This is a genomic window from Neobacillus cucumis (assembly GCF_002860255.1).
Lineage (GTDB): Bacteria > Bacillota > Bacilli > Bacillales > Cytobacillaceae > Neobacillus > Neobacillus cucumis_A.
On the sequence record NZ_PGVE01000052.1, the window covers coordinates 33,308 to 44,735 of the forward strand.

11 protein-coding genes are annotated in these 11,428 nt (G+C 38.4%); 7 read left to right on the plus strand and 4 right to left on the minus strand.

Going from position 1 to position 11,428, the window contains the following annotated elements:
* The first annotated feature begins 20 nt into the window (after window positions 1-20).
* A complete protein-coding gene (locus CVD27_RS13480) occupies window positions 21-932 on the plus strand; it encodes an HD domain-containing phosphohydrolase (RefSeq protein ID WP_101648429.1) in 912 nt (303 codons plus the stop codon).
* Between the two features lie 85 nt (window positions 933-1,017).
* Here CVD27_RS13480 and CVD27_RS13485 read toward each other — a convergent pair whose 3' ends face one another.
* A complete protein-coding gene (locus CVD27_RS13485) occupies window positions 1,018-1,389 on the minus strand; it encodes a DUF1284 domain-containing protein (protein WP_101648530.1) in 372 nt (123 codons plus the stop codon).
* A gap of 210 nt (window positions 1,390-1,599) precedes the next feature.
* On the opposite strand from CVD27_RS13485, the gene CVD27_RS13490 reads away from it, so the two are divergent.
* The 5 genes from CVD27_RS13490 (at window position 1,600) to CVD27_RS13510 (ending at window position 7,481) form a co-directional block, all read left to right on the plus strand.
* Window positions 1,600-2,154, plus strand: a complete 555-nt coding sequence (locus tag CVD27_RS13490; protein WP_101648430.1) for a DUF1453 family protein — start codon at window positions 1,600-1,602, stop codon at window positions 2,152-2,154.
* Window positions 2,155-2,366: 212 nt separating this feature from the next.
* Complete coding sequence (locus CVD27_RS13495; protein ID WP_101648431.1) at window positions 2,367-3,362, plus strand: LacI family DNA-binding transcriptional regulator; 996 nt, start codon at window positions 2,367-2,369, stop codon at window positions 3,360-3,362.
* A gap of 152 nt (window positions 3,363-3,514) precedes the next feature.
* Window positions 3,515-4,963 carry a sucrose-specific PTS transporter subunit IIBC gene (locus tag CVD27_RS13500; RefSeq protein ID WP_101648432.1) on the plus strand — a complete coding sequence of 483 codons (1,449 nt, stop codon included), beginning with the start codon at window positions 3,515-3,517 and terminating at the stop codon, window positions 4,961-4,963.
* A 58-nt stretch (window positions 4,964-5,021) separates the two neighbouring features.
* Complete coding sequence (locus CVD27_RS13505) at window positions 5,022-6,491, plus strand: glycoside hydrolase family 32 protein (RefSeq protein ID WP_101648433.1); 1,470 nt, start codon at window positions 5,022-5,024, stop codon at window positions 6,489-6,491.
* A gap of 21 nt (window positions 6,492-6,512) precedes the next feature.
* Window positions 6,513-7,481, plus strand: a complete 969-nt coding sequence (locus CVD27_RS13510; RefSeq protein ID WP_101648434.1) for a carbohydrate kinase family protein — start codon at window positions 6,513-6,515, stop codon at window positions 7,479-7,481.
* A gap of 106 nt (window positions 7,482-7,587) precedes the next feature.
* On the opposite strand, the gene CVD27_RS13515 is transcribed toward CVD27_RS13510, so the two are convergent.
* The 3 genes from CVD27_RS13515 to CVD27_RS13525 form a co-directional block, all read right to left on the minus strand.
* Window positions 7,588-9,279: a GMC family oxidoreductase N-terminal domain-containing protein gene (locus tag CVD27_RS13515; RefSeq protein WP_101648435.1), complete on the minus strand. Its 1,692-nt coding sequence runs from the start codon at window positions 9,277-9,279 to the stop codon at window positions 7,588-7,590.
* Window positions 9,280-9,291: 12 nt separating this feature from the next.
* Window positions 9,292-9,903: a hypothetical protein gene (locus CVD27_RS13520; protein WP_101648436.1), complete on the minus strand. Its 612-nt coding sequence runs from the start codon at window positions 9,901-9,903 to the stop codon at window positions 9,292-9,294.
* A 149-nt stretch (window positions 9,904-10,052) separates the two neighbouring features.
* The gene (locus CVD27_RS13525; RefSeq protein ID WP_101648437.1) at window positions 10,053-10,484 is read right to left on the minus strand and encodes a MarR family winged helix-turn-helix transcriptional regulator; all 432 of its coding nucleotides are present in this window, start codon (window positions 10,482-10,484) and stop codon (window positions 10,053-10,055) included.
* 118 nt (window positions 10,485-10,602) lie between these two features.
* On the opposite strand from CVD27_RS13525, the gene CVD27_RS13530 reads away from it, so the two are divergent.
* Window positions 10,603-11,190 carry an NAD(P)H-dependent oxidoreductase gene (locus CVD27_RS13530; RefSeq protein WP_101648438.1) on the plus strand — a complete coding sequence of 196 codons (588 nt, stop codon included), beginning with the start codon at window positions 10,603-10,605 and terminating at the stop codon, window positions 11,188-11,190.
* Window positions 11,191-11,428: the final 238 nt, after the last annotated feature.

Below are 11,428 nucleotides of genomic sequence, written 5' to 3' on the forward strand. Positions count from 1 at the left end.
TCGTTGTAAGGTGGGATAGGATGGATGGCTTTACGATTGGCACTAAAGGGAACTTTCTAGAAACAGTCAATTTTGAGAATAATTTAGAATTTAGCTTAATTTCTCGAGGAGACGGTGTGGAGATATTACACCAATCCATTGAAGAAGGAAAGCTATTCTATGTATATCCAAGCGATAATCCTAAGTCATTGGAATTCTATTATATATTATCAGGAGAGGTAGAGTGTGAAACTGATAATAAAAAGTATAGACTAGGCCCCGAAGATTACTTTTCTGCCAGAGGTCTTAAAGAACCCATCTATTTTACGGCTCTGTCGAAAGTCACCTTGTTGTGTGTTTTTACTGAACAAACCTTTGTTCATATTAGTAAAGACATAACCTCTTTAATGGAAATTACCAAACAAGTTGAATTAAAGGATAGGTACACTCATAAGCATAATGACCGCGTTGCTAATTATTCTGTGAAAATAGCAAAAAAATTAAAACTAAGTAAAGAACAGCTGGAAAATTTAACAGTTGCTGCTACCCTCCATGATATTGGAAAAATTCATGTTCCTATAGAAATTTTAAACAAACCGGGCCGGTTAACGGATGAAGAATTTGAAATCATAAAAAAACACCCAATAGATGGTGCAAAAATGGTCAAGGACTCTTATTATCATGAAATTGCTCCTATCATTGAACAGCATCATGAAAGAATAAATGGAACTGGATATCCGTATGGATTAAGTGGAGATGATATCCTTTTAGAGGCAAGAATTATTGCTGTAAGTGATACATTTGATGCAATGACTGAAGACCGGGTATATCGAAAGGGCTCTAGAGAACAGATTGCAATCGATGAACTAAGAAGATTAGCAGGCTCCCATTATGATAAAGACGTGGTAGCGGCTTTTGAACAGATATTAAAAGAAGAAGGGCGCATTAGTTAAACTAAATTCCTTTTTATTAATAAGAAAACGGAAGGGTATACCGATAACGGTGATACCCTTCTAGTAAGCTCACAGTTTAAAAATACTATTTTAAATACTTTTCTCGAACATCAGCAATTCCCTCTTTACATACTCCATAAGAAAGCCAGGAGCAGCCTTTACAAATATAGTCCAAATCATCCGGTTCTACTTTTTCGGCTGTTAATTTAACTAAATAGGACTTTTTGTAAACAGCCCCTTCAATTAAACCGAGATGACGGATGACGTTAAGGTCCATAGTTAGAACATGTTCATTAGAACCAACGCTGGCTTCGCAAGTCGTTTTGCCTTTGTGGGGGCATGTGAAACAAGTATCATCTAATGCAGCCACCACTTTAATTGGAAAATCCATTTGATCATCTCTGATTTGCTCAACAATTTCGCCCATTTTCTTAACAAAATCCGGGCTATATCCCATCCCGCGAAAGCCATGAACACATAACAAATGGTGTCCTCGTAAACTCAAACTCAACCAAATCACCCCTTTGTTTCATTATACTTATTTTTTCTGAATCTTAGATAAAATTGTAGTTATTTATAACGCAATCATGTTCTAAAATATATATATGGAAATTTTATGTAATAAATTGATTGATCATCATAAGTAATTTAACTGGAGGTTATAACCTTGACACAGCACTTGTATACGATTGTCATCATCATTGCCTTAGTACTTTTTGGCATCTATAGGAGGGTTCGCCGAAATATTGGCTGGCAGGAACTTAACACTAGGAAACTGGTGATTAGGACGTTTATCTTCTCCATTATCGGGCTGGCTTTTTTAGCAGGAGGACTTTCACATCCAATCAGTTTAATTTCAGATATTGGAGGGATTATCGTAGGGATTCTGCTTGCTTACTATGGGGCCGCATTAACGACCTTTGAAAAGAGGGAAAAGAACTTTTTCTACCGCCCGAACATATGGATTGGCAGTACAGTTACTTTTCTTTTTTTAGCTCGATTAATTTTCCGTTTTTATCGGATGTACGTATCGGGCATCCTGACTTCTGGCGTATCACAAAAGCAAACAAATGGACCCCAAAATTTTAGTGCTGCCGTTGGGAATTCCTGGACAGCGGGTTTATTGCTCATTATGTTTGCTTATTACATTTTCTATTATTTGATTTTATTAAAGAAAAAGAAGCAATTAATAAAATCAGAAAATATTACTATTGGTAATTAGGTGGATTGTAAGTTTTGTACTATCAAAAAAAGGCAGCATTTTTAGCTGTCCTTTCTAATGAGTTAAATAATTTCAGCGTTTTTATTCTAAATGACTTTCTTCATGGAAAAAATGATTTTATACTAAAATAATTACCATGAAAGAAATAAACTTGGAAAAACGATAAAAATAAAAAATACAATTTTTCTATATGAAAAAATGGGGTTGAAATTATGACAACTATTGCAGACATTGCCCGATTATCTGGTGTTGCCAAGAGTACTGTTTCCAGGTATTTAAATGGCGGGTCTGTCGGTGAATTAACAAAGAAAAAGATTGAAAGAGTAATAAATGAGACAGGTTACATTCCCAATACATTTGCCCGAAGTTTAAAGGCAAAGAAACCAAATATAATTGGCACAATCGTACCTCGGCTCGATTCATATGCTACTTCGCAAACGTTAATAGGAATAGATGAACAACTTAGGGAACTTAATTACCAAATGTTAATATCAAACACCAGCCAAGATCTAGAACGTGAAATCGAAAATATTTACACCATGGCCAGGCAAAAGGTTGCAGGAATAATCCTGCTTGCAACACAAATTACCAATACACACATTGAAGCATTTCAGCAGCTGCAAATCCCCATTCTACTTGTTGGTCAGCGGCATCATGAAGTTTATAGTGTCATTCACAATGATTTTGAAGCAGGTTATGATATAGGCAAGTATGTAATGGCCAAAGGACACAGAAAAATAGCCTTTTTAGGAGTAACAGAAAAGGATATTGCTGTCGGTGTCAATCGGAAAAAAGGATTTAAAATGGCCGTTCAAGAAGCAGGGGACTGTGAAGTAAAATATTATGAGACTAGCTTTAAAATGGCTGAGGCAATTAACAAAGTTCCGAATATTATTGATGAGTTCCATCCTTCTATCCTAGTTTGTGCAACAGACAACATCGCACTAGGTGCTATGAAGGCAGCTCATTTAAAAGGGATTAGAGTACCGGAAGACTTGTCCATTACAGGCTTCGGAGGATACGATGTAACAGAGATTATTCATCCTGGCTTAACAACTGTCCAGTTTTTTTATAAAGAGGCAGGTCAAATGGCCGCTCAAAGTATGGTTAAACTAGTTAACAGTGAAGACTTAGCCCCTCTTCTTTTATCAAAACATAAAATAATTGAACGGGAAAGCGTTGACAACTTATTAAGTCGTAAATTATAATGTGTTTGGAATCGGTTCCATAAAGAACCGTTTTTCAAACATTAAAAATAGAACCGGTTCCACAAAGTCTGTGGTTTTTATTTTTAATTCTTTTTGGAACCGGTTCTATAGAGATATTTACGAAAGAAACCCATAATAAAGGAGAATGAATCATGAATCACAAAGAAGTTGCACAAGCGATTTTGGATGCCATTGGCGGTAAAGAAAATGTCTCTGCTGCAGCACATTGTGCTACCCGTCTGCGTTTAGTTTTACATGATGAAGAAAAAGTGAACCAAGCTGCCTTAGAAGCTATTGATACAGTAAAAGGGACCTTTTCTACAGCTGGGCAATTTCAAATCATCTTAGGTTCTGGAATTGTTAATGAAGTATATAAACCGCTTGTAAGCCTTGCAGGAATTAACGAGATGTCAACCAGTGAGGTGAAAAATGCTGGAGCGAAAAAACAGAATCCTCTATTACAGTTAGTTAAATTGCTTTCTGATATCTTTGTTCCTATTATTCCAGCCATCGTTGCTGGCGGTCTATTAATGGGGCTGAATAACTTATTAACGGCAAAAGATTTATTCATTGATGGGAAATCATTGATCGATGCGAATCCTGGGATTGCTGACTTAGCTGCAATGATTAATACGTTTGCAAATGCGGCCTTTGTATTTTTGCCGGTATTAATAGGGTTTTCGGCAACCAAAAGATTTGGAGGAAATGCCTACTTAGGGGCTGCCCTAGGTATGATTATGGTTCATCCAGATCTATTAAATGCCTATAACTACGGAGCAGCTTTAGTCGATCACAAAGTACCTGTTTGGCACATACTCGGTTTGGATATTGAAAAAGTAGGATATCAAGGAACCGTGTTGCCCGTCTTGGCTTCTTCTTTTATTCTTGCAAAAATTGAAATCAGTTTACGTAAGTTCATTCCATCAGCGTTGGATAATTTATTAACACCACTATTATCAATCTTGGTTACGAGCGTGTTAACTTTTACCCTTGTAGGTCCTTTTATGAGAACGGCTGGTAACCTTTTTACAGATGGTCTTGTTTGGTTATATGATACAACTGGATTTATTGGCGGCGCCCTTTTAGGGTTATTCTATGCCCCAATCGTAATAACAGGTATGCATCAAAGCTTTGTTGCAGTAGAAACACAACTAATCTCTGATATTGCAAAAACAGGTGGTTCGTTCCTATTCCCAATAGCAGCTATGTCAAACGTCGCTCAAGGGGCAGCAACTCTTGCTGTTTTGCTTGTGACGAAAGATAAAAAGCTAAAGAGTCTTGCTTCTGCTTCCGGTATTTCTGCCCTATTAGGAATTACAGAGCCAGCGATGTTCGGTATTAATTTAAAGCTGAAATATCCGTTTATAGGTGCGATCATTGGATCTGGTGTTGCATCTGGGTTTATTACCTTCTTTAAGGTAAAAGCTGTTGCATTAGGAGCAGCCGGCCTGCCAGGAATCATTTCAATCAAGCCAGGTTCCATTCTAACTTATGTCATTGGAATGGCTATATCAATTGTAGTGGCATTCATAGTTACTTTTGTGTTAGCTAAGCGTGATTCAAGAAAAAGTACGGCGGTTAATGAAAAACAAGCCGCATAATTAATAACAACAGGGGAATCAAGTGATTCTCCTTTCTTTCTTAAGGAGTTTGACAAACATGATCTGGACAAAAGAAAAGCGTTATCGTCGAATTGAAGAAGCGGGCAAGGACGAACTGTTGAAACTGCAATCAGACGTTGGGGGCTGCGAGTGGCGCCAAACCTTTCATATACAGCCTGAAACTGGTTTATTGAATGACCCGAATGGTTTTTCATTTTTTAATGGGGAATATCACCTCTTTTACCAGTGGTTTCCGTTAGGACCCGTGCACGGACTAAAATATTGGTATCACACGAAATCAAAGGATTTGGTTCATTGGGAAAATGTCGGAATCGGCATTGAACCCTCAAATGCTTACGATAGCCATGGGGCTTATTCGGGAAGTGCGATCGAGCATGACGGAAAATTGTATTTACTATATACAGGTAATACCCGTGATGAGAACTGGGTCCGGCATCCTTATCAATGCCTAGCGATTATGGATCCATCCGGAAGAATGGAAAAATTAGAACAGCCTGTGATTAATCACGTACCGAATGGCTATACGGACCACTTCCGTGACCCTAAAGTTTGGAAAGCAGGAAATGAATTCTATGCTGTTATAGGTGCGCAGCGAGAAAATGAGACAGGCTGTGTTGTTCTGTATCGTTCATTAGATATGCTTCATTGGGAATTTAAAGGTGAATTGAAAACCAATCTGTCTTTATTCGGATATATGTGGGAATGCCCGGATTACCTTGAACTTCAAGACAAAGGGATGTTAATTTTTTCACCACAGGGAATTTCACCAGATGGAGAGCAGTTTCAAAATATCTACCAATCTGGGTATATTCTTGGTGAACCAATGGATGTAAGTAATCGAACCCTGACACACGGGTCTTTTCAAGAATTGGATAGAGGTTTTGATTTTTATGCACCTCAAACAATGCTGTCGCCAGATGGCCGCCGGATTTTAATAGGATGGATGGGGCTTCCCGAGATGGAGTATCCGACTGATAGAAATGGTTGGGCCCACTGCTTAACATTACCTAGAGAGCTATCTATTAAGGATGATAAACTCATCCAAAAGCCAGTACAAGAGCTCCAAGTTCTCCGTAAACAGAAGTACGAAATAAGTGATGTCTTGTTACATGAAACAAAGAAGTTTAATAATCTAACAGGAACCACTTACGAGATGCTCTGTGAATTTGAGAATTTTGATGCCGCTCAATTTGGGATAGAATTTAGAGCTGGAGATAAGGAAAAAACGATTCTTAAATATGATACGGTTCAGAAGAAGGTCATCTTAGATCGTACTTTCTCAGGAGAACCGGTTGGAGAAGAGTATGGAACAGTGAGGGAGTGTTCTGTGGATGGGGTTAAAATAAAGTTTCACCTTTTTGTGGACATTTCTTCTGTTGAAATCTTTATAAATGATGGCGAAGAGGTTTTTACAAGCAGAATTTTTCCGAAAACAGACAGCAATGAAATTCGCTTTTTTGCGGAAGGCGGAAGAGCATACTTTCAAGCAAGCAAATGGGACATTTAGTAAGAGCATGAGGTGTATATGATGAAAACTATGTATTCGATCGGTGAGGTACTTATCGATTTTATTCCCCTCCAAAAGGGTAAAGCCCTAAAGGATGTATTAGAGTTTGAACGAGCTCCAGGCGGGGCACCTGCAAATGTTGCTGCAGCTGTGGCGAAATACGGGGGAAGGGCATCGATGATTACCAAGTTAGGCAATGATGCGTTTGGTGACTTTCTTTTAGAGCAACTTCAGCAGGCAGGTGTTATGACGGATAAAATCTCAAGAACCAGTGATGCAAAAACAGGGCTTGCCTTCGTATCGTTACGTGCTGACGGAGAGAGGGACTTTTCATTTTATCGTAATCCTTCTTCTGACCTTTTATTGCATGAAAATGAAATAGAGGATCATTGGTTTGGTGAGGGAGATATTCTTCATTTCTGTTCAGTAGATTTAGTGGAAAGTCCGATGAAGCATGCTCATGAAAAGGCCATTTCTGCAGCAAAGGATAATGGCAGTATTATCAGCTTTGATCCAAATGTGCGTCTTCCTCTGTGGAAACATCCTGAAGAGTGCAGAAGAACGATCATAGAATTTCTTCCAAAGGCACACCTTGTGAAAATATCGGATGAAGAGCTGGAATTTATTACTGGGATTCATGAGGTACATTCAGCCATTCAGTCTTTATTTGTTGGGGATGTTAGAGCGGTTATTTTTACAAAAGGCTCCCAAGGGGCAGAACTGTTTGTAAAAGACCAACGATATCAATCAAGCGGATATGTAGTGGATGTGCAGGATACTACCGGGGCAGGCGATGCTTTCATTGGCGGTTTTTTATATAAGCTTTTAGAAAAAAATGTTAGACAACAGAATCTTGAAGAAGTTCTCGAGGAGTATCATCAAGAAATCCTTGCGTTTTCAAATGCAAGCGGGGCTCTTACGACCACAGGAAAAGGGGCGATTTCCTCCCTTCCAACAAAGGAGGAAATCCTTAAGTTAATAGAAAAATAAGGATTTCATCGATTTGTTTTATTAAATGTTTTTATTCGCATTCATCAAAAGGGGGGCAGCGTCATACTTCGCTGCCTCTCTTTTACTGTAGAATTAATATTACACACTAAAAATATATTTCTGAGATTTTTTCTGCTGTACGTGTTGCGAGTGCTTGGGTGGTAAGAGTTGGATTAGGCCCGCCAAGGCTATTGTAAAGTACGCTGTTATCTGCGATGAATAACCTTTTTACCTGAAGTGCCTCGCAATTTGTGTCCGTGACATAACCAATTCGCATGGTACTGTGAATATGAATAAACACACCGGGCGGCATGTTTGTACGAATGATCTGTTTTGCACCCGCCTTTTTTAAAATATCTGCACCAATTCTAGTTAAGTATTCTCTTTTAGGAATGTCGTTTTTACTAGGTTGATAATTAAGGATTGGAACATGTCCATGATCATCCATTCGAACGGGATCTAACGAAATTCCATTCCTTTGATTCACCTCGTCATCAATAATAACGGCAATACTTAAAGTCCTTGGATAGTCGGACATGACTTTTTTTAGCATTGAACCTGTTATTACTCCTTCTAATACCGTTGGCGAGGGAGCATTAAAAAGGGCATAACCCGATTGGCTCGATCCGTATAATAAAGTAGAGTAAGCACCAGGGCTGGTTCCGAAAGCTAATAGCATTCCAAGACCAGGGTAGTCAAATCTTGCCCCAGAGGTTTGTCCTATGTACGGTAATCCCTCTGAAATTCCCAAGATGTTCGTTAAGACCCTCTCATCAAATATACCTGTAATACAATCAAACCAGTGGTTGGTTAATCCTCTTCCCACCCAAGGATTATCTGGTAGTTTCGAATTCAGCCAAAGTCGAGGTGTTTCAATCACACCAGCTGACATTACGATAACCTTTGCTCTTAATTCATCTGTTTCAGCTGTCCAAGTGTTTCTAACCTGTACTCCGATCGCTGAAAGTCCTCTAGTGGAATCATCATCAGTTAAAATCTTAGTCACAAACGTGTTTGGTTGAATTACGACATTTCCTGTCTTTAGAGCCAATGGTATATAACTAACTAATGTTGATCGTTTCGCTACAGTTTCAATGGAGGGTCCCATTTTACAACCATTTATACAATGCCCTCTGAGGGTGCATCCTAAATGAGGCTCATTAAAATCAAATCCAGGATGATTGATTTGAGGGTCAGGCTGAAGAATGGCATTGGGCTGCGGACGGTATCCTGGAGTTGTAACATTATTGGTTATTAATAGTGACCACCCTGCTTTTTTCGCTCCATAAAAAAATAACTCCTCTTTTGCGGTCATCGGTGCTGGTTTCACAGGAAGAGTAGCTTCGACTTTTTCATAGTAGGGAATCATTTCACGATAGGAGATAGGCCAAACATCATCGACTGCCATCGGATAGGCTCGTGGTGAGTTTGCAAGATATTGGAGGGTTGTGCCGCCTACTCCAGAATTCTGCCAGATAAATCCCTTTTGCTGGAATCCCCGAAACCACGGTTTTTGATCCCTGTCGGCTGGTCCCCAGCGAAATTTTCCCGATACCAAATCGTTCATGTCTGCTTCATAATCGGTAAAACATTTGTCTAAAATCTTTTTACTTAAATCGGTTTCACTCGAGCTGGATAGGGCTCCAGGATGCTTGTTAGGTTCAGGCCATTTTTGATTGCCGTACCAAGGCCCAGCTTCCAATAGTAAGACAGATATTCCTTTTTCACCAAGCTCTTTGGCGATGACCGCGCCGCCGCCGCCGGCTCCAATAACAATGACATCAGCATCAAGACACATGCTTAGTGCCTCCTATTCTATAAACCTATCGACTAGGTAACCCCGCCACGCATGATACCCTTTAGAAGGGCCGGGATATTTAACTTGGATCCAGCTTACGGGAAAAGATTCTACATGACGATTGTTAGGCGGGTTCAAACGTGTTGTCCCATATCCAGACCATTCCGAGTAGAAACCAAACATAGCAAGCCTGTTTATAACATCAATGACAGGCAGTACAAAACGAGGGTTCTGGTTAAAAGGATAGGGTAAGGAAGCAGGATTGATTGTAAGTTGTTCTAAAAGAGTTACCGAGCGTAAACGGTCTTTTGGTGTTAGTGCTGAGAAAAGTATGTTATTAGGAATTTTATAGAAGGTATGGGTCTGGGTATTCCTGCTGTTTAATACTAGTTGATGGGCTGCTAATTCAAGCAGTTCAGCTGTTTGTCTTGATAATGAGTAGTTTGTATTTTTTATGAGGGAAATCGAATGGTCTAGTGTCCAGATGATGTATTCATGGATGAGTAAATCAGATGCACCAACGTATTGTGCGTGACAAAGTTTTTGAGCAAACGGTAGAGTAGTTGGAATCAGTGCCTCTACAAAAGCTTCGAATACAGTTTTAGTAAATGGGTCTGTGCCCATATAACCCACCTCTTTAACCTTGTACTAAAATACACTTTTATATTTATATGTGTGCTAAATAAAAAAAATATCTAATCCTTCTTATATGTATGGGAGCTCCCTCTTTTAAAAGCATAATTGATTGAGGGAGCATTCTTCCCGTATTAATCTTATTGATAAAATACTTTTGCCTGAAGGATTTCGAGGGCACGTTCAATTTCCTCTAAATCCTCTTTCGAAGCATGTTCCATTCGATTAAAAAAACGAGATTCGATAGATGCAAAGGTCTCGTCCATCATTTTTTTTCCATTAAGCGAGAGACGAATATATTGCTTTCGTCGATCTTCTGTATCAGTAAACTTTTCAATTAATCCTTTTTCCATTAATTTCCTAAGCTCACGACTTGTGTTTGGCATAGATATATTCTGGCATTCGCTGACTTCGCTTGGTGTCACGGGCTGACTAACCGCAATATATTCAAGAATATTATATTGAACCTGTGAGATTAAATCTGACTTTACATCTTTGGTCAATTCAGTGGTCACACGATGAACCGAAGCTGTAAACGACACAAGTTTATAAAAAAGAGCATTTTTGTCCATTTTTCTCACCTCTTAAAGTCAAGATAACAAAAAAGTTATCTAAATACAATTATCATTTGATAAGTAAGTGAAAGAATGTTATTATTTAGTTATCAATTGATAAGTAAGGGGTGCGATAATGAAACTGCTGATAATTTACACCTATCCAAATCATCAAAGTCTAAATTATGAATTTTTACAAAAAGTGCTGTTAGGCAGTAAGGAAAATTCTCATATCAAGGAGCTGCAAGTCCTAGATTTATATGAAGAGAATTTTAATCCACTCTTAGTCTTTAACGAACGAAAACGCAGACGAGACATGCATATCGACCCGAGTACCGAAAAATATAGAAACCAAATTATATGGGCTGACAAGATTGTTTTTATCTACCCAATTTGGTGGGGGAGACCTCCATCCATGCTTATGGGATATATAGATCAACTATTTGCATCTAATTTTGCGTATAAAGACAAGAAAGGACTTTTCCCAGAAGGGCTTTTAAAAGGAAAGTCCGTGGTTTGTATATCAACCATGAAGGGACCTGCTTACTATCCATTGCTCTGGTTACATAATGCTCATAAAATTTTAATGAAGAGAGCCTTATTTAACTTCGTGGGAATCAAGAAAGTGAAATTTTTTGAGTTTGGGAATATGGAAAGTCCAAAAGGAAACCAATGGAAGAAGTTAGAGAGGATTTATAAATATTTCAAAAAGATACATCATTAAAATGTTTAATATATAGCTAGGTGTTTAAACTAGGTATATATTACCAGTACAAATTCATCAAAAAAATACAATGAAAGCGTTGACAATCTTGCTGAACCTGATAGAATGAAAGCATAATCAATCAAATAAATCTATTAGGATTGTTACTGGTCCGGCAGGCAAAACCTAAATTAATCAAAGTATGAGAATGCTATGTTCTTATATTCTGAGTAATTTAGGTTTTTTGTTTTTTAGAATG

What these genes read in the sequence shown, in the direction of transcription:
- CVD27_RS13480 (WP_101648429.1), top strand. Translation starts at nt 21, where the DNA reads ATGGATGGCTTTACGATTGGCACTAAAGGGAACTTTCTAGAAACAGTC.
- CVD27_RS13485 (WP_101648530.1), bottom strand. Translation starts at nt 1,389, where the DNA reads ATGGGATATAGCCCGGATTTTGTTAAGAAAATGGGCGAAATTGTTGAG.
- CVD27_RS13495 (WP_101648431.1), top strand. Translation starts at nt 2,367, where the DNA reads ATGACAACTATTGCAGACATTGCCCGATTATCTGGTGTTGCCAAGAGT.
- CVD27_RS13500 (WP_101648432.1), top strand. Translation starts at nt 3,515, where the DNA reads ATGAATCACAAAGAAGTTGCACAAGCGATTTTGGATGCCATTGGCGGT.
- CVD27_RS13505 (WP_101648433.1), top strand. Translation starts at nt 5,022, where the DNA reads ATGATCTGGACAAAAGAAAAGCGTTATCGTCGAATTGAAGAAGCGGGC.
- CVD27_RS13510 (WP_101648434.1), top strand. Translation starts at nt 6,513, where the DNA reads ATGAAAACTATGTATTCGATCGGTGAGGTACTTATCGATTTTATTCCC.
- CVD27_RS13515 (WP_101648435.1), bottom strand. Translation starts at nt 9,279, where the DNA reads ATGTGTCTTGATGCTGATGTCATTGTTATTGGAGCCGGCGGCGGCGGC.
- CVD27_RS13520 (WP_101648436.1), bottom strand. Translation starts at nt 9,903, where the DNA reads ATGGGCACAGACCCATTTACTAAAACTGTATTCGAAGCTTTTGTAGAG.
- CVD27_RS13525 (WP_101648437.1), bottom strand. Translation starts at nt 10,484, where the DNA reads ATGGACAAAAATGCTCTTTTTTATAAACTTGTGTCGTTTACAGCTTCG.
- CVD27_RS13530 (WP_101648438.1), top strand. Translation starts at nt 10,603, where the DNA reads ATGAAACTGCTGATAATTTACACCTATCCAAATCATCAAAGTCTAAAT.